Raw genomic sequence first — 19,822 nt, forward strand, 5'->3', positions numbered from 1 at the left:
TATGGCACAGGTATTTGCAATTGGTGATGTGGTTAACGATGAAGAGCGTAAAGCTATCGCTTGGTTAAAAGAAAAGTTACCAGACGATTACTTTATTATTCATAGCTTTGAAGTTGAACAGTATGACCAGCTGTTTGAAGTGGATATCTGTGTTGTTGCGCCCCATGCCATTTATTTAGTGGATGCCAAGGGCATCCACGGAAAAGTTGAGGTGGACGGCACCACTTGGCACACTACCCACAACAGTTATCGCTCGCCATTACCAAAATTACGCGGCAATGCTAAGTCGTTATCTGGCCTCATTTGTAAGCAAAATCGCGCAAATAGAGACTTAAAAAACATCTATGTAGACACTGCGGTGGTGCTCACTATAGATGATTGCGAGTTCAAGGACCCGGAAGATCGCGAGCGCGGCCATGTAGTGGCACTAAAAAACAGCACCCGTTTCTTCACCGACAGTGCCCGTATTCCAGAGCGCTTTGAGCGCAATGTGACTAAGTACATTCAGATTATCGCAGAGGCCTTGGGTAAATCGGCCAAAAAGCGTAGCCATGGTGTACGTTTTGGTAACTGGGAAGTGGCTGAAACTTTGACCGATAATCAGTACTTTACGGAATACCGTGTATTTAACATTACCGCTGGTCGCAAAGGCGGCACTGTGCTGGCTAAAGCCTATAAAGCCGACCCTTATCTGCCAGAAGAGGAACGCAGCAAGCAAAAGCGCTTAATTGAAAACGCGTATCGTGCCATTGCAAAAATGCCCTCGCATTCTGCCATTATTGGTGTGAAAGACTTTTTTGTTACCGAAGCTCAAGACAAGTATTTGCTACTAACCGACGACATTCCTGGCGAAATCCTCAGCAAAAAGCTTAAAGACGCAAGCTCACTACTCACATTGGATCAGAAAAAGCGCATCGTTAATGACCTGTTGTTGGCGTTAGCGCATTTATGCCGCAATGGCGTAGTCCATCGCAATATTACCCCTGAGCATATTTTAATGGGGGCCGATGGTCAGCCAAGGCTGATTGATTTTGACTACGCTCGGATAGGGAGTGAAAACACCACCACAATTGCAGACGAAGTACAGCAGCGGATCTCAAACCGTTATAAAGCCCCCGAACTCTGGGCTGATAGCCATGCAGCGAGCTGCGCCTCGGATATGTACAGTTTAGGTCTGGTTATTTTTGAGCTGTTTAGTGGTGATGCGGCCTTTGATTCGGTCACCCAAGCTATCGAGAAATCGTGTCTGTTCAGTACAAAGTTAAGTGAGCGATATAAACAGCTACCAGCAGCATTTGATGATTGGCTACAAACCTTATGTCACAAAGATGCACTGCAACGGCCAACCCCAGAAGATGCGCTGGCGCAATTTAATGCACTCTGGCAACCCAAAGCAGCAGTAGAAACTATTGAGGCTAATAAACCCGAACAACTGAGTGTTAAATCGTTAAATACCCATGAGCCTTCAGTCAATTACAAGCGCTTACCGAGTGGCTACCAGCTAACTAATAAATACGTCGTGCAGCAACCGCTGGGTAAACCTGGCGGTTTTGGTATTGTGTATAAGGTAACGGATACCTTTGGTGATGTTTCGCGTGCGGTGAAACTGATTTTGAATGATAGAGAATCGGTATTAGAGCGCTTAAAGCAGGAATACCGCACCTTGGTTAAACTGCCAGAGCACCCTTATGTGGTAAAGGTGTACGATGCAGACGTACTTCCTAATCAAGGTCCTCCTTATATTGTTTTTGAGTACCTTGAAGGCCTAGATGTCAGTGAGCTGATCCAGCAACGCTCATTAACGGCACACGAAGTGTGGACCATGGCTAAGCAGGTAGCAGAAGGTTTACAGCATTTACATGAGCACAATATTTTCCACTGTGACATCAAGCCACAAAATCTGATTTGGAAAGACGGTAAAGTTCGTATCATCGATTTTAATGTATCGGTAGATGCTGAAGATTTAACCTTGGGGGGCGGTTCACGGAAGTATTTACCACCAGATTTAAGTATTACCGAAACACCGCAAGCCTCTGATTTAGTTGACAGGGACTTATATGCCTTGGGCATTACCCTATATCGTGCCATGACCGGTGAATACCCATGGGCCAACGTGCAGTGCCCACCTATGGACGAGTTAGCTCGTCACCCTAGTGAGTTTACCCAGAGCTTTAATTTAACCGATGATGTTTCGGCGGTCCTGCTAAAACTGATCGCTCCAAAACGAGTTGACCGTTTTGAATCTGCCGAACAATTGCTGAAAGCACTGAATAAAGTCCAGCAATTGAAAAAGGCGCAAACTTTATCGGAAGAAAGTACTTCGCAGTTTCATTTGCCGCCACTTGCGGATGGCTCTAACCCAAGTAAATCTGCGTTTCATGATTTTATGCTGACGCTGTATAGCCAAAGTCGGCATTCAAATGCCGGCACCCGTGGCTTAGATGATTACGCAAAGTTAATTTACGTTGAAACCGCCTTAGATACCGAGCTTGCTCCTGCAATTCTGGCTGGGCAACTGCGCTTGGTACTGATTACCGGTAATGCAGGTGATGGCAAAACCGCATTTTTGCAGCAATTGGAGGCTCAAGTTGAAGCGCAAGGAACAAGCGTTCACTTAAACCCACAAGGGAATGGCAGCTGGTTTGAAATAAATGGTCATAAAAACCTGACTAACTACGATGGTAGTCAAGACGAAGGTAACAAAGATAATGACGCGGTACTCGAAGAGTTCTTTAGCGTCTATCAAGGTAACGATTCAAATGCATGGCCACATCACGAGACCCGGTTAATTGCCATTAACGAAGGTCGGCTAGTCGACTTTTTAACCCAACATTCAGAAAGGTTTTCTGCTCTAAAAGCCGTAGTTGAACAAAGTTTAAAAGATGGCTCAGTGCAAAATGACGTGGCGGTAGTTAACCTGAATATGCGCGATGTGCTGGCTTCGACGCAAAGTCAACCTGAGTCTATTTTTGAGCGAATCATCGGAAAAATGACCTCGGCCAAGGTTTGGCAAGGCTGTGATTATTGTGCGCTAAAAGACAAATGCTACGTTAAGCACAATATTGCTACCTTTCAAGACGAGCAAACTGGCCCTAAAGTCATCGAGCGTTTGAAGTATATTTACAAACTGACCAGTTTACGCAATCAGCTACATATCACGATGCGAGATTTACGCTCGGCACTGAGTTATACGCTAGTCGGTGAATACTCCTGTAACGAAATTAAAGAAATCTATGCCAATGGCGAAGCCGACAAAATTCTTCACGGTTATTACTTTAACGCTTGGTGCGGTAACGACAATACCCAAGATAGATTGTTAAAGCTGCTGAGAGAAACTGACATTGCTCAAGGGTCTGACGTTCGCTTAGATCGCGGACTGGACTTTTTAGGCTTAGATGCAGTTGATTGGTTGCAGTTTGATCAGCGTAGTGAACACGAAACTCAGCTGCTAGCCAATGTTCATCAGAGCTTACCAAATGGCACGGCACTAAGTGAGAGTAAGGAACGCTATCTATCTCATCGTAATATGGTTGGGATGTTACGCAGAAAGGCCTACTTTGAGCGCCGTGGAGAAAACTGGCAAACATTACTGCCTTATCGTTCAGCGAAGTTATTAGTACGTTACCTCGAAGACAGTACGTTACTAAATGAAGCGAAATCGCTTGCCATTAATGCAATTAACCGTGGCGAAGGTTTGCATAATCCGATGTATTTTAACGGCCAGCTGGCGATGCAAGTACGTAAGGTACACTTAGGCACTATTAGAAGTTATCGCTTATTCCCATCGGATGTTTTTTCCATTGAAGTGAAAGACGCAGCGATGAACTCGTCATTTGTGGAGCATAGTCCGCAGTCACTATTGCTCAAGTACCAAGATGCAACCGGCCTTACCGCAGAGTTGGAATTAGATTTGGACTTGTTTGAAATGCTGCATCGCCTTAATCAAGGCTATGTGCCTTCGGCGCAAGCGGAGCAGAGTTTTTATTTAAGTTTAACCGTATTTAAGAACGTACTGGCTTCAGCGCCTTATCAAGAGGTTTTGTTAACTACCAACGGCCAACAGTATGAAAAAATAACCCGCGACGAAGAAGGTGGTGTGTTGCAATTAGAACGATTGGTAGCGGAGGTTCAGCCATGAAGTTAGGTAAAAAAGATAAGGCTTTTCGCACCAATAAAGTGAGCTATCTTGATTACAAAATTGTTGAAATGGATAGGGTCTTAACTCATCTATTCGCTCGGCTAAAGCACAATGGCGCTTCTAGTAAACTAAGTGCTAAAGGTATGACGGTTGAGTTGTTTAAAGACGAGTTTCTAGACTCTCGTAATGAAACACATTTTAAAAACTTCTCTCAAGCCCCTATTACTATTGAAAAGTGGATTGAAACCCACTTGGTGGACTTAATTAATCGTGGCAAGGCTAACGAAGCGGTTGCTGCACCGAGACCACTTCACGGCAATACTTATTTGTTTCGAAATCCTAAAAATTGCCGGGATTATGGTGCCTCTAAGCAAGTATATGAGTTGCTTTACCATGCCAATAATGGTCAGACCGCGATTAACCGACTCAAACAGTTTTTCTTTGCTGGTGTCGATTCTACGACAGGTCAGTATGATAGTTCGTCGCAAGTAGATGTTGAAACGCAGGCAATATTAAGACTGTCTGATCAAGTAAAGTCTGACGCGCCGGATCATACTGACTTACAAGAACGGTTTGCGCCGCTTAATCAACAAGCTGCGGATATTTTAGCTGAAGATATCATTAAGCTTCTGACGTATCGCCAGTATATTCCTCGTTCAGTGATGGTTGAGTACATAAAGATATTGTTAGCCTTTCACCTGGCGCTATACCAATTGAAATTGTTTAAGTTGCTACCGGCTTTGGCTAAGAATAAGGGCCGTAATCTCCAAGAGAGCAATAAACAAAAGACGGCGCTCTATGTGGACATGACAAATGGCGCTAATAGCTTGAGTGAATCGATGGCTGAGCAAAGTGCGACGTTACACTACAAGCGTATTCCAGCTTTTATTAAAGCCTATTTCGGCGTTAAAAAACTCGATGAATTTGCAGAGTATCTATCGAAAAAAGGTAAATTATCGGGGGCAAAATCGATAAAACAAATGTCAGTGCCTGATTTGTTCACTCTGCTGGAGTCGCCGTTAGAGCAAGAGCGCGATCAGTTTTTTGGTCAACGTAACGCTGGAATTTTAGATGCGTCAGTGTCATCTGCACATGAGTCAGAGGAAATTCCGCCAGAGATTCATGCTATTACCCAGCTCGGCTTACCTGAGTATGAAACCTACATAGAGATTTTGTTGTTTGTCCAAGGTAATGCAATTCGCTCTGGTTTAGTCAAAAACCTAGATAGTCTTATGCTCAAGAATAAACCTGGTGCTTTGTTAGAACAACAAAGTGGTAGCACTGGTGGACGTCGATTTAGCGTTGATGGACGACTGCTAGAAGTGTTGTTACAGCTGGCGGTACTCACTAAAGGTGGTGACTTGGGTTTTCACACTAAGGAATTAAGAGTTGATGAGCTGTTAACTTTCTTAAAAGAACGATATGGCATTTTTATTGATTCGTTACCCGACACAGATGCTTTCTGTGAGTCATCAATTGATGTGAATAAAGCGCTTAGAGATAACTTATCTGGTTTTAAACGCCGGTTACGAGAAATTGGTTTTTATCGCGATCTTTCTGATGCGTATGTAACACAAACGGTTACTCCAAGGTATCAGATAAATAGTAAGCAAAATGAAAGTATGAAAGGACATAGCGCATGATTAAGGGAATTCAAACCGTTATTAAGTCAGATATTGACGGCAGCTTAATCAGTGTCCTTGTACCTAAGTTTAAGATGTTACTAGAAACTCGCGGTGCGGGCCACTGCATGAAGGTATCTGATTTAGAAACTGAGCTGATGTATCAGCTTAGTGAAGTCATATCAGGTGCGGTTGAGTATGCCCAGGTTGCCGTATTGGCAGAGAAAGCGACGCGCAATTTTTCGGTTACCAGTACCAAGCTTGTTGAACTGCGAAACCCTGATGAAGACGGCCAGCTTCGCCAGCCATTACTGATTTTTGTACCCAATGAATTAAAAACGTCCTCTGAAGACTCTTTTGGTGCTGCGACCTTTGAACAAATTGATATTTCAGATGCTTATTGGCTTGCGTTTAATCAAGTAAAGGCTGAATCTCCTGATCCGATTAAGCGGTTGTTGGACGAAGTTTACTTCATTCTTCAAGAAAAGGCGGCGTTAAAACTCAGTGCTTATCAATGGTTGCGATACGCGTTAACGATTAAGATTAATGGCTTTGATCCAAGTGTTGCTGGTGCTGCTCTTTACGAGTTGGGGTTGATTCCTGATCTTGAGTTGCATCAAGATCATTCTATGTTGGTACGCAAATTAGTTAAAAATCGTGAGTGTGTACAAATTATAAACCGCTCTGAGAAATCAGCGATTGCAACCGTTTATGACCTACAGCTAGAAGGTGAAGATTTTAACAAGAGATTAGCGCTCTTTTTAAATGATCAGGAAAATCTACTCGATAGCAGTTGGCGCAAGCAATTAGTGGTGGATAGCAGCAACTGGGCACTCACTTTTGATAAATGGCGCTTTCAATATGAGGAAGATGCCACTGATGCAGTTTGTTTAACGGTGACTGAGGTTGGTTTGCCGCTTATTCCTGAAGATGAAACAGACCCAAACTTGCAACAACTGATTGGCCAACAAGTATTAACTACTGGCCAAGGTGGTTTGAAAAAGTTTTCTGTGACTTTTTCTGTTTCACCAAAGCCTAGTGAAGTTAATGGTTTAGCGAAATATAAAGCTCAGGTGTTTACTCAACAAGGTGATTTTGTTGGGTTAATTAAGGTAGGTAAAGCTACATCAAAATCCACAGTTACAATCACGTTTAATAAGTTGACTGGAATCGAATGGGAAGAAGGTTGGCATTACATTCGAATTCAAGCGTTCGATGAAAACGATGAATTACTACCCTTGGTTGATGACAAACAGTGTCCAATACCGTGGGGTACGTCCAGTGCGGGGGAAGCTGGCTCACGAATTAATGAAAGTGATCTGTTTTATGTATTGCCAGCAGCAGATGCAGAGGTTGAGCCAATTGAGGGGCGAAAAGTCAGAGAGGCGTCATTAGCGCATGCGAAGATTAAAGCTGAATTTGCCAACGTCATCGAAACTGAGAAATTTGCCAATGCTGAAGTAATGGAAACGACTTGGCAGGATAGTAAGAGTAAGGCTGAGTCGATCGTCAATGTGAAATTCAAGAAAGGAAGTGGTATTCAAATCCCCGTTACCACTTACTTAAAAGACTTTGAGCAAAAAATTCTAGCTAATCCAATGGCCGCTTTGACTTGGCGTGTAGAAATTCGCAATCAAGAAGCAAGTGAGTCTGGTGCCGATGCTGTAGATTGGCCAATAAAGGGTGTAGAAAGCCAGTTTGAAAAGTTTAAAGTGGCACGTGAAACGTACTTTCAAATTATACATCAAGATGAGAAAGAGCTAATTTCTGTCGCTCATGATCATGTGTCTTCATCACATGAAGCCTACTTGTATTCCAGCAGCTATTTAGAATACCTAGCAGCGGTATTTCAGGAAACTGAAAATGGACATGACTATTCGACTGAATTAGCCGCGTTACTTCGCTTGGATTCACTTTCAATCGTGATATGGAATTATGACGGCAGCTATAAAAAAGCCATGTTACTGGGGCCTACGCATCCACTGAGGGCTTTATGGCTAGGTGGATGGGCTTCTCTTGCGGAAGCTTGGGCAAGACAGAGTGAGAAGGTTGGTAAGGAAATCGCGGTAGGAACTAAAAACAGTTTATTAGAAGAACTCGCATTAACCAATTTTCCTTACGTTCTGCCAGACTCTCAAGGCCAGTTGATGGTCGCACTTGATAGTATTCATCCATTTTGGAGTATTCTGTCGTCTGCACAAGAAAAAGAGCCACAAGCACTCATTGATAAAATTAAAACGGCATTTGGTATTAAAAATGATTACCAGCAAGTTGGTAAGCAAAGTAGTACCTTTCTCGCCACAAAAGTCGAAAGATATCTGATACAACACCCCTATGTGAATTGTTTATCGATCAATGTGTTTAACGCGGGGGCTGCGGGAGCCGTAGCGGGCATGTTGTTGGCTTTGAGAAAGAAACCGGAGCTAAAGCATATTAGTTTTGATATTCGTCTATTCGTAGCTGACCCATACGCGACAGAAGTAGGCGCTGATTTATTTAATCTGATAAATAGTGGCGAAGACAGTGAGAATGAAAATCAGCTATTTCATTCAGCAGAAAATCACTTGCAGCCAAAGTTAAGCATTTCGCTCAGAGCTAGCTCTGAGTTTGAGCAGTCGCCTGATGAGTTTCAGTCTCATCTAAGCATGTTATTCGATGTGTTCCCTGCACAAGAGTTATCGGTAGTAAAACCGCAGGCAGATGAACAAGTTGCGCCTATATATGGGTTGTATCAGGACTATTGCATTGATTACTTCGATGAGAATGGGGTTGTTGCTTGGGATCGTCACACGAGACATGGTGCTGCGAAAATGCTTTTTGGTGGCCAGATATCGGAGGCTATAGCAAAACTGCCTAAAATGATGTCGGGAATAACCGCATCATTAGCGACGGGCGACTTTTCTTTAGAACAGGTGCCTGTAGTCAGGTTGGCTCTTGATAGCGCTGAAAGAGCTTTGTTAAATCAATTACACGAAGTCAGTGATTGGGTATTCACTGTGGATAGAAACTTGGGCATTGAATTTTTTGATCACGGTGGTAAAGATGGTCGTCCAGATTATCTGATCGATCACAGCCCTGAAATGGCTTCTTCAAACACGCACAACTTTGTTATTACTTCGCGTTCTACTACAGAAATAGAAGCATTATTGAGAGGGACCTTAGAACAGCATCAAATTGTTTCTGATGTTAATAAGGCGACGAGGGTTTTAGACTCACTTAGAGCGTTGTCAGGCAGGCTTGCACTAAAACTGGCTTCAAATAGCGCTTCAAAGTCGGAAGCCTTAGGGTTGGCGCTATCCAAACTTTATCTTGAATACCAGGGGGTGTTCAAAGATCAGATCATTGTTCCTTTAGATGCCCACCTAGAGCTATATTCCGAGCTTCAAAAAGGAGATGGGGAGCTTGGTGCTGACGTTAGCTTTAAAAGAACTGATTTAGCATTGTTCGATTTAGATGCTTCATCACGCACAATTCGTTGTAATTTAGTCGAAGTTAAGTGTTATTCAGAAGTCGGCGATATGACGAAGTACGAAGGTTTAAAAAAGAGTATTGCTGAGCAAATCTCGGAATCTGAACGTGTTCTTCAGCGTCATTTTGATTTGACTCGTACAACACCGGATAGACCTGATCGCTTGGTTAAAACACAAAAGCTCTGTGTCCTTCTTGAACATTACCTTAAACGATCTGAACGTTTTGGTTTATTGACTTCTGAGGTTGTTGAGGAGGCGAGATTTTTGCTTCGGACCTTGGAACAGGGATACAAGCTTTCAATTACCCGAAGTGCAGTTATTTTTGATTTCGGTCAGAATAGTTCCGGCGTTGAAAAAGAAGTTGGTATCGAGTTTCATCGTGTTGGGCGAAACCATATTGACGAATTGCTCTCCGCTAAAGTGCCTGAGGATAATGAACACAGTGAAGGAACGTTGGATTCACTTGAGCTAACGCTGCCTAAGTTAACTTCGGCCGAATTTTTACATAAAGAGCGAGATAGAACCGTATCTTGGGCTGAATTAGTATCTCAAGCTGCGATCACTTTACCTGAGAAGCCAGATACTTCGAAAGATGAAACGATTAAAGTACTGCCTTTTAATGATGATGAGCCAGCTACTGTTTCGCCGTCGATTAATCAGGGCGTTGAAGAAGTAAAACCTGTTGGTAATCCAGCTCCTGCAATAACTAATACTGTAGAGCCAGAGCCAGAGCCAGAGCCAGAGCCAGAGCCAGAGCCAGAGCCAGAGCCAGACGAAAATTTGCACATCCCTAACATCACAACGGGTAATAAAATTGAGGTCGTTCCCCACGATATCGTTCTCGGTGTCAACGGTGACTCTGCTCAGTTTGGCCTATTGGGAGAGGTCCATGGACGGAAAATAGCCTTAGATTTAAACCATACACACACACTAAGTTTATTTGGTGTTCAAGGAGGGGGCAAAAGCTATACATTAGGCTCAGTTGTGGAGATGGCAACTAAATCAATTCCATCGATCAATACGCTGCATAAAGAGTTGGCCAGTGTGATATTCCATTACAGTGCTACTCAGGACTATAAACCTGAGTTTACGTCGATGATAGCTCCAAATGACGATTTTACGCAGTTAGCTAAGCTTAAAGAAGTATATGGTGCGGAGCCAGCTTCCTTAGATGATGTTGTGTTGTTAGCTCCTGAAGACAAGTTAAACGAACGTCGTGCTGAGTACCCTGGAATTGAGGTACATCCGTTGAAGTTTTGTTCTTCTGAATTGCAAGCTGGGCACTGGAAATTTTTGATGGGGGCTATCGGCAACCAAGCCGCATATATCCGCCAACTAGGCAATATTATGCGTAAAAATCGAAATAACCTCTCGATCCAAGCGATAAGGGATGGAATACAAAACTCTAGTCTTTCGGATTCACTTAAAGACCTAGCAGACATGCGTTTGGATTTTGCTGAACAGTACATTGATGACCAATTAAACGTTGGTTCGCTGATTCGACCAGGCAGAATGATCGTTGTAGATGTTCGAGACGAATTCATCGAAAAAGATGAGGCATTAGGCTTATTTGTGGTGCTTCTGCAAATATTCTCGGAAGCCAAGTACCAAGGGCAATCTTTTAATAAGCTAATTGTGTTTGATGAATGTCATAAATACATCGATAGTCCAGACCTAGTAAAAGGGCTTGTGGAAACGGTACGCGAAATGCGCCACAAGGGCACCAGTGTCATGATTGCCAGCCAAGATCCACCGTCTGTACCGGTGGAACTTATTCAGCTTTCATCACAGATTATTCTGCATAAGTTCAACGCTCCGGACTGGTTAAAGCATATTCAAAAAGCCTGTATCGGTTTGAAATCACTAACGCCTGAGAAGCTTGGAGCGTTAAAACCAGGTGAGGCATATATTTGGTCTAGCAAAGCCAGTGATAACGCATTTGTCAGCGACGCAATGAAGATTCAGTGTCGCCCAAGAGTTACTAAGCATGGTGGGGATACTTTGACTGCCGTGTAAGTATCTTGGTCACTTGATATCTAGCCGCTGACTGTATTGATGTTTTTTGTTGGTTAAGCTTTTGATTTATCGGGGGTAGCTGGTTACGCAACCAGTTACTGTACTAAGATAGTTACGATTGATAATTCACCCATTAGTGTAGTCGTGCTTTTTGTTTAAAATGTGACGGTTCGCGCAAATGCGATCACCCAGAAATTCTGGGCAGTTCTAATTGAAGCAAAGGCAAGCAGATTAGAGGTAGCGACATATATAAAAATATCGAGCTATTTGACGCTTTTGATATTAAAATCGCACCAACAACACCCCTCCCGCTACCCGTTAGATCAGCGCCCTGTGAGGGGTTACTCGTTTCTGGGGCTTGTGATTTCGGGTAGTTTGGAAGAGGTAAACCCCAGTCTTAACGGCGACTGAGGCGCAGCCACGAGCCAAAACGCTAGGTAAAGGCTCAACCAGTTTTAAATAGCTTGAGTGAAATTGTGGTTTTCTTCAAAACAAATATCAAGTTATTTAGCCTTGTTGTTGAGTTTCCTTCTCGTTAACAAAGCATTTGTTCGTAATCCACACATCATTCTCCGGCCCACAAAGGTGGTGCAGCAGCGCTAGATTGATTTGGTGGCTGATCACGTTGGCGTTTCGTTTTCCGTTGTCTTTTCTTAAACCACTCAGCAATAACCCCGTGCACGTTTTTCCTATTTGCTCCGGCGAACTGGGCAGGCAAAAAGCTCGGTTTTGCTGATTGGGGTGTAAGGTAGCGCGTTTCCCTGTTTTAGATAAAGGCGTAATGCACCAAAAGATACAGGCGTTGGCGGGCGTGTTTGCGAGCAATGTGTTGGTTTGACTCGTGCCATTCCTATCTGTCGGTAATAAATGTGCCGGTAACAAATGCGCTGGTAACAAAACTAGCCCGCCTTGGGCGTGGCCATCAACCTCAGGTAAAGGCAACCAATACAGGTTTGGCCATTGCTCGGGGTACTGCCATTTTTCTAAGATCGCTTTTGCACCAATGCTGTTCAGCCATTGGTAAATCGGGCAGCCAGGGTGTGCTTGTTTAACCCGCGGTAGCTGATAGGCCAGCCAGCGGGTTAAGCGTTCGGCGGCATTATCGCACTGGCTTAATGCTGGGTAGAGAGTAAACGCGCCATGCCCAACCAGTAACGCGACCAGCTGCTGTATCCATTCTCTATCCCAATCGTTACCACTTGCCCACAACACGTCACTTATCACCTTATGGTTCTTCATGCCGTCTATTTTCAGTCGTCGGGTGCAGACTCGGTGGTGAAATAGATGAAAGAAATGGCCATCAAACTAACCAGTCAAATCAGTTTTTTATGATGATCTGTGCGCGGCTAACTGTTTGATATACATAGTCCAATACGGCGCTGTTTGGCGGCATTTGGCTAGTGCAAAAAAATCGAGACGCCAAACGATCGTTTGCATTCTGGGTTTAAAAAATCAAACGGTTTGTACTTTTATGCCGAGGTTGGTTTAGGGTACAAAAAGTGCCAAACCTTGCTTTGTGCCAGTACCGGCAAGGCTTAGCAGCGTTGGATTTCAATCGAGAAGCCAAACAGTAAGTGGTCTAATTTCCCTGTTTGGCGTTTCGATCCAAAAGCCAAACGGATAGTGGTTTTGGCGTATGGGTATAAAAGTATGAGGAAGTGTTCAACGAAGAGCGGCTTGCTAATTTAACTTGGGATTTGATGGAGAGGTGTCTTCCAACTTGAGTGAAGGTTGCTTGTCACTGTTACCCTCAAAGTATTCAAGGGCGTACCCCATTGCCTTGTAGCTTTTCTCGCGTTTTTTAAACATGCGTTGCAGCATAGGGAGGGCGCAGTCCACATAGTCGTGAATGGTGACTTGTGTTTTTCCTTCCGATTCACGATGAATACGACCGGCATATTGAGCCAATGTACCTTTCCATGCGATGGGCATGGCCAAAAACAACGTATCCAGTCTTGGTAGGTCAAACCCTTCGCCTACATATTTTCCTGTTGCGACGACGACTTGAGCCGATTGCAGATGATTGTCAGCGTTCTTGCGTTCCGCAGCTTTCATGGCACCTTTAAGTACGACAGTGCTTATACCCATCTCGGTAAGTCGTGAGTGTATGTACTCTGCGTGCTCTCTACGCTCTGTAAGGACTAACGGGTGTCCACCATTTTGAACACACTGAGAGGCGTCTGAGACAATTTTTGAAGTGCGCTGTTGGTTATCGACGAGCCAGCGGTAAGCATCGCTTATTTTGGGTCGCTCATCTGTTTTTATTAGCTCAGCTGGCGGTATATCGTAGAGCTGATGAATCATCACGGTTTGAGTAAATTGCTCATCAGGACTTTGTTTCACTTTATAGCGAATGGGACCTGCCGCCATAAAAATGATCTTCTGATGGCCATCTTGTCGCTCTGGCGTTGCTGTTAGGCCCAATACATATTTTGCTCTTACCTCGTTGAGTACCATTTCAAACCTTGGCGCAGACAGATGGTGGCATTCATCAACAATAATGTGGCCGTAGTCTTGGATGAGAGGCGTGATGGAGTTGTCTTTTTTATTAACCAAGCTTTGGTAGGTGGCAATGTCGATAATGCCACTCGGCTTTCTTTTACCCCCGCCTATACTGCCAATGTTTACGTCGGGTAGAAACGTGCGTAATCGCTCTTGCCACTGTTCAAGCAGTTGTCGGCTATGAACCAGTATTAGGGTATTTACTTTGCGTTTTACGATCATGCCGATGGCAGTAACCGTTTTTCCAAATGCGGTCGGCGCATGCAAAATACCGAAGTCATGTTTAGATATTGCGGCCACTGCGTCACGCTGGTTCTTTCGCAAAGTGAACTCAGGGGTAAGTTTTAATAATGGTTTGCCGGTTTCACGCTTATCGTCAAACAGTGGCGAAATACTGTGCTCTTGTAGCAAAGCAATCGAGTCATCGAGACAGCCTCGCGGTAGTGCTAGATAACCGTTTTCAATACGAGCACAGGAAATAAACCTCGGAATGCCATGGGTTGAAAAGCGCAACGCTTGTGTTTTAAAAAACACAGGATTAGAAAAACTCGCTAATCGCTTGAGTCCTGCCAGTAGTGGCTCAGGTAACTCGCTCATCAAAAAGTAGATATGGTTAGCCAAGGTAATGGTCACGGTTTTCGGCAAAGACTCTAATTTTATTGGTGTGGCTTTGGCTGTGATTTCCCAAGGTGGGCGGTTATCTGTTAGCCCTTGTTCGGACAGTAATAGGGGGTTGGGTGAAATGGTTGTTATGAGTTGATCAATACTCGATTGCGTAAGCGTTTTAAGCTCAGCTAGGTACTGCCATTGATCGTCAATCGCATTCAAATCACTGTCAACAAAGCAACTACGACCTGAAAGGCGAGCCTCCTTTTGAAGTGGTAGCGCGATGAGATTACCAAACCCGCCTTCAGGAAGAACATCTTGGTTAGGAAAGAGCCTGTCATAGGAGTCAAACGATAGATTTGGAAATATTTCCATGGCTTTATCAAGCAAAGCGAAACCAAGTGCCCGAGCTTGGTTAGCTGGGATATTGGTGTCAAAAAAGATCCATAAGTGCGCCCCGTTGCCAGAACGCGAGATTTCTATCGCGTGGGGAATATCAAACGCTTGGCACGCTTTAGACATTGCTTTGACTTCTTCTTGCCAACAGCCTTTGTCAAAATCGGCTGCCAACAAATAGCACGTATTATCTTTCAGTAAGGGATACAGCCCCACCACTTGATGACCGGCAAGGTGCCTGTAAATAATGCGCTCGTTTAGTTCGCTAAACTTTCGGTGTGAACAGTATTGGCATTTAATGCGGGGTTTGTTGCAAACCCCGTTTACCCATTCATTATCACAGGCTACGGAATAGCCACTGCGGCCCTGTTGATTTTGCCAACGATTGGCAAAGATATCCTCTCTTCCACGAAATCGTTGTCTGAATAGGGCGACCTTTTGTTCTGGCGTGAATGTCTGTACTGAACGCTCGTTTTGAGCGCTACGCAAAGCCTCTCTTAATGCGAGAAGCTGCTGCTTTTCGTTTTCAAGCTCAGCTAGCCTGTTATCAATAGCAGAAATGTTTGGGTAGCGAGCGTCATTCATGACAACATAATTTTTATGTGCAGCGCTATGAAGCGCGAACTTGAGGCGGTTTGATGAGCGACTCTGCTGGAATACCTAGCCCTTCATGAAGTTTCCAAATCATTTTTAGCGTAAGTGATCGCTTATGGTTTAGGATTTCATAAACACGATTGCTTTTACCTATCATGGGTTCAAGATCTTTAACCGTTAAGCCTTTGCGCTCCATCTCAAACTTTATTGCCTCAACAGGGTCTGGCAAATCCATTGGGAAATGCTTTGCTTCGTAGGCTTCAACTAACGTAACCAAAATGTCCAGCTTTTCGCCTTCGACGGTATCAGGCTCCGCCATCATTAGGTTTTCGATGTCGTTTAATGCCGCGCGGTAGTCGGCATCTGTTTTAATAGGTCTGATGTCCATTATATTTACCTCTTGTTACTACCTTTTGGCTTCAAATCGTTTGCACATCAATTTTATCGTATTGCGCATGGCTGCCGATAAACCGTATGTAAACCACTTTGTAGGCATAATTGATCCAAACAACTAACCGGTATTTATTACCGGCAATGTTAAACACGACACGCCCATCTTTGAGGATGCTGGCATTTCTAAAGTCCTGTTTCACATCCGACGGTGATCCCCAATCAGCGTTTAATGCATGCCTATACCAAGCTAAAGTTGGCTCTTTAGCGTCAATGTATTCTGGGCTGTCTTCCCAAAATGTTTTTAAGGTTGATAGTGCGATAATTCTCATAAATAGATGGTAGTCCCATATTGGGACTTTTGCAAGTTTGGTATTTTTGATGCGGTTAGGAGTTTTTACCGCATCCCCAATTGCCCCATTCCTTGGGGCAGTTTGCTGTCCTCTTATTCACTTTCTAAAGCTCGCTGTATCAAGTGTTGCCCCATTGTCCCAACTGCCCACGGTAAGTGAGCAAATGGGGGATTGTTAGTTTCGCCTGATGGGCCTTTTCGGCATGCGGCTGCGTTTGCCATCGAAGAAGGCCAATACTCTGAACCAATAGAGTGATTCTTCATACCCCAAGCTGTGCGTTGGACGTGCAGGCGGGATGAGCCCCAGTTTGCGTCCTAAACTGATAATCACGTAGAACATGAGTTTTAGTATCAGCCAAGGAGCGAGTACCACGAATACCATCAGGCAATGCCGAGTAAGTGCGTAGCCTATACCATGAGACTGTTCGAGTAGGGCAATGCCAATACACCAGCCAAGCCCTGCCAGCACGGCTATTGGAAAGGTAATGGGGGCGAGTCGCATCATAAATTGCATGTTAATGCTCTCCTGCGTGCTGTTGCGAATGTGGCTCAAAGTTCACTAGCGGTTCAACCGCATCAGCCACGGTTTGATGGGCAATACGGCGCTCTTCAAAGTAATCGTGGCGGTCGTAGATACCCTCAACGCCTTTTAGCTTATGGTTAAGACAGCGTTCGGCCACATTGCCTGCAATGCCCAAAGAGGCGGCAAGGCTGCGAAAGGTGCGACGCAGATCGTGTACGGTGAAGTGTTCAAGTTTGCCCATTTTATTGGGAGGCTGTTTTTTGCGCCCTGGCTCGCGACCAAAGAGTTTAGAAATGGCGCGGTTCAGCGTATCTGGCCCCATATGTGGACGATGGCTTGCTCGTCTGGCTGGGAAAACGTAAGGCGAGCCACAAGCGCGGATTTGCAGCTCGTTAAACCAGGCAATGGCTTGGCGCGGTAAGGGAATGCTTATCGGCACGCCAGTTTTGCTGCGTTCCTTGGGTAGGTCCCATACGCCCGTGGTTAAATCCATTTCACGCCACATAGCTTCGCACAGTTCGCTTTTGCGTACACCCAATACCAAAAACAGGCAGCAAGCGAGGTAGTTGTCGCGGCCAAAGCTATTGATATGGGTATGAAACACGCTAAAGGCGTAGTGAATTTCCTCTTTGTTGAGCATCCTGTCTTTACTGGACTCCACGCCACCGGCATCGTCTACGGTAAATGCTGCGGCTGGGTTGTTCAGCGTTAAGTCGAGCTTTATCGCATGCCGAAACAGCTGCTTCATGTACATCAAGGTATCGTTGGCAATGGTAGGGCGGTTACTTTCTCGAATGCGCTCTAATACTTCGCGCACATGTGTGGGGCGCACAGCTTGGATAGGAAGTTGACCAATCACTGGTGCAATTTCTTTGGTAAAAACACGTTTGGGTATATTGGGGTGCTTTAACCGGCGACTTAAGTCTTTGGCATACCAGTCTTGAAACAGCTGGCTGACATTTTGGATCTCTGGGATGGTTTCAATAGCGCGAATTGCTAATGGATCTTCACCTTGCTGAAGTTGTAGCTGCATTTTAGACGATTCAAGTCGAGCCTCTGCTAAGGTCATACTTGGATATTGACCGAGCGTGGCTTCTCGTCGTCCGTTTAGGCTGGTATACCTTAGCATCCAATACGGCATGCCAGATTTTCTTACGCAAAAATATAGGCCATTACCATCACTGTATTTTTTGTTTGCTGCTGCGGTGCGAGCATAAGATTGCACCTGAGTTGCGGTTAGTTTTGCCATCGTTTGTTACTCTATATTCCTAAGAAATCGTTAAAATTTGCTCACCATTGCCCACCACTGTTTGTTTATCGATTGGTTCGATAGTTGAGTGATTGAACAATCTGCAAGCAGCACGATAAGTGGGGATGGCATAAGGCGGTGGTGAGATAGATGCAAAAATCTGCTCACCAGATACCTTGACTTTTTGCTTATTGAGTCAAAAAAACAGGTCCTGCCCACCATTTTGCCCACCACTTAAACAGCAACTGGTAACGGACATCTGCAAACCGATTTGGACAGGAAAAATAAAAAAGCCCTGTATTTACAAGCAAATAACAGGGCTTCTAAGACATTCTTGGACGGGTAAAAAAACTATTCGATGTTTTGAATTTGTTCACGCATTTGCTCGATTAACACTTTCAGTTCTACAGCAGCGTTTGTGATATCACTGTTGATAGACTTTGATGCTAATGTGTTTGCTTCACGGTTAAACTCTTGCATCATAAAGTCTAGGCGTCGGCCACATGCGCCGCCTTTAGTTAAGATTTTTTTGGTTTCTTTAACATGCGACTTTAAGCGGTCAAGTTCTTCAGCAACATCTTGCTTTTGCGCAAGGTAAATAAGTTCTTGCTCAAGGCGAGACTCATCAATATCTGTTTTTAGTTCTTCTAGCTTTTGGTTTAGTTTTTCGCGCTGCCATTTAGCAATTTCTGGTAAGTGGCCTTCAACAATAGTTACTTGCTCTAAAATAGCATCAAGGCGAGTTGCTATCATTTCTTGTAAGTTTGCGCCTTCATCGCCGCGAGCTTGTTTAAAATCTTCAATTACTTGGTCAAACCCTGCAATTAGCGCAGTGTTTACACTATCCATATCGAGCTCTTCGGCTTCCATAACGCCAGGCCAACGTAAAATATCAACAGGGTTGATGTCACCATTGCTTTGGTTTTGCACCCATTGTGCGCTTTTGATTAATTGCTCAGCGAGTGATTCATTAATCGTTAACTCACCAACATGCGCTGGATTTGCAGCAAACTTTAAGAAAACTTCAACCTTACCGCGCTGTAAATGTTTACGTAAACGCTCACGAATAACTGGTTCCATGCCACGAAATTGCTCAGGTGCGCGGATAAAAGTTTCAAGGTAACGTTGGTTTACTGAACGAATTTCCCAAGTGCCAGTGCCCCATTCGCCTTTAATTTCGCGGCGCGCATAAGCTGTCATGCTGTGGATCATGGATGATTTCCTAGTGTTATTAAATTTACAAAGTTGACTGATTATACCGAATCAGCTTTTAACCTCTAGCGTAAATTTTCTGAAATGTGCTTTTCTGATGCAGTTAATTATGTAAATGAACATGGCATCTGGCACCACATCGACTTATAATGTGGCAAATTCAGAATTAAGGGGATCGTTAATGCGTCCAAGCGAAAGAACACCTAACCAAATTAGACCGGTTACATTCACACGTAATTACACTATGCATGCTGAAGGTTCAGTATTAGTAGAGTTTGGAAATACTAAAGTTTTGTGTACAGCAACTGTTGAAGCAGGTGTACCACGCTTTATGAAAGGCCAAGGTAAAGGTTGGGTTACGGCTGAATACGGTATGTTACCTCGTTCAACACATACTCGTAATGGTCGTGAAGCATCGCGCGGTAAGCAGGGCGGTCGTACAATGGAAATTCAACGCTTAATCGCACGTGCACTTCGTGCCGCGGTTGATTTAAAGGCGTTAGGTGAAAACACCATTACTATCGATTGTGATGTTATTCAAGCTGATGGCGGTACACGTACAGCATCAATCAGTGGCGCGTGCGTTGCATTAGTTGATGCGCTTACTTACATGCGTAGTAAAGGTATGATCAATTCAAACCCACTTAAGCATATGATTGCGGCAATTTCAGTTGGTGTATATAAAGGTCAACCAATTAGTGACCTTGAGTATCTAGAAGATTCTGAAGCCGAAACAGATATGAACGTGATCT

General features: G+C 44.2%; 11 protein-coding genes (1 of these 11 cut by a window edge). 4 read left to right on the forward strand and 7 right to left on the reverse strand.

Annotated features, from left to right (window positions below; all coding sequences use genetic code 11):
* Nucleotide 1 precedes the first annotated feature (1 nt).
* The 3 genes from mads6 to mads8 are packed head-to-tail and all read left to right on the forward strand — an operon-like array spanning nucleotide 2 to nucleotide 11,246.
* Nucleotides 2-4,138, forward strand: coding sequence for a methylation-associated defense system protein kinase MAD6 (gene mads6, locus J8Z28_RS03175; protein WP_250659881.1), 4,137 nt, complete (start codon nucleotides 2-4; stop codon nucleotides 4,136-4,138).
* A complete protein-coding gene (gene mads7, locus J8Z28_RS03180) occupies nucleotides 4,135-5,781 on the forward strand; it encodes a methylation-associated defense system protein MAD7 (RefSeq protein WP_250659882.1) in 1,647 nt (548 codons plus the stop codon). The genes mads6 and mads7 overlap by 4 nt, the downstream gene beginning before the upstream one ends.
* Nucleotides 5,778-11,246 carry a methylation-associated defense system ATP-binding protein MAD8 gene (gene mads8, locus J8Z28_RS03185; RefSeq protein WP_250659883.1) on the forward strand — a complete coding sequence of 1,823 codons (5,469 nt, stop codon included), beginning with the start codon at nucleotides 5,778-5,780 and terminating at the stop codon, nucleotides 11,244-11,246. Before mads7 ends, mads8 begins: the two co-directional genes overlap by 4 nt.
* A gap of 507 nt (nucleotides 11,247-11,753) precedes the next feature.
* Here mads8 and J8Z28_RS03190 read toward each other — a convergent pair.
* From J8Z28_RS03190 to J8Z28_RS03220, 7 genes are all read right to left on the reverse strand, one after another.
* Entirely contained in the window at nucleotides 11,754-12,485 is a 732-nt protein-coding gene (locus J8Z28_RS03190) for a hypothetical protein (RefSeq protein WP_502934615.1), read from the reverse strand.
* A 441-nt stretch (nucleotides 12,486-12,926) separates the two neighbouring features.
* Nucleotides 12,927-15,335 carry a TOTE conflict system archaeo-eukaryotic primase domain-containing protein gene (locus tag J8Z28_RS03195; protein WP_250659884.1) on the reverse strand — a complete coding sequence of 803 codons (2,409 nt, stop codon included), beginning with the start codon at nucleotides 15,333-15,335 and terminating at the stop codon, nucleotides 12,927-12,929.
* A gap of 25 nt (nucleotides 15,336-15,360) precedes the next feature.
* A complete protein-coding gene (locus J8Z28_RS03200; protein ID WP_000354815.1) occupies nucleotides 15,361-15,732 on the reverse strand; it encodes a helix-turn-helix domain-containing protein in 372 nt (123 codons plus the stop codon).
* 31 nt (nucleotides 15,733-15,763) lie between these two features.
* Nucleotides 15,764-16,066 (reverse strand): type II toxin-antitoxin system HigB family toxin, encoded by a 303-nt coding sequence (locus J8Z28_RS03205; protein WP_001219935.1) that lies wholly within the window; start codon nucleotides 16,064-16,066, stop codon nucleotides 15,764-15,766.
* A 195-nt stretch (nucleotides 16,067-16,261) separates the two neighbouring features.
* The gene (locus J8Z28_RS03210; protein ID WP_250659885.1) at nucleotides 16,262-16,600 is read right to left on the reverse strand and encodes a hypothetical protein; all 339 of its coding nucleotides are present in this window, start codon (nucleotides 16,598-16,600) and stop codon (nucleotides 16,262-16,264) included.
* 1 nt (nucleotide 16,601) lies between these two features.
* Nucleotides 16,602-17,858, reverse strand: coding sequence for a tyrosine-type recombinase/integrase (locus J8Z28_RS03215; RefSeq protein WP_250659886.1), 1,257 nt, complete (start codon nucleotides 17,856-17,858; stop codon nucleotides 16,602-16,604).
* 351 nt (nucleotides 17,859-18,209) lie between these two features.
* Nucleotides 18,210-19,070 (reverse strand): YicC/YloC family endoribonuclease, encoded by an 861-nt coding sequence (locus J8Z28_RS03220; RefSeq protein ID WP_054563424.1) that lies wholly within the window; start codon nucleotides 19,068-19,070, stop codon nucleotides 18,210-18,212.
* 181 nt (nucleotides 19,071-19,251) lie between these two features.
* On the opposite strand from J8Z28_RS03220, the gene rph reads away from it, so the two are divergent.
* Nucleotides 19,252-19,822, forward strand: the 5' portion of a protein-coding gene (gene rph, locus J8Z28_RS03225; RefSeq protein ID WP_054554228.1) for a ribonuclease PH. The gene runs 143 nt beyond the window's last position; the window shows 571 of its 714 coding nt (coding positions 1-571); the start codon lies at nucleotides 19,252-19,254; the stop codon falls past the right edge of the window.

It is taken from the genome of Pseudoalteromonas sp. SCSIO 43088, from assembly GCF_023650795.1.
In the GTDB taxonomy this organism is placed as follows: Bacteria; Pseudomonadota; Gammaproteobacteria; order Enterobacterales; family Alteromonadaceae; genus Pseudoalteromonas; species Pseudoalteromonas shioyasakiensis.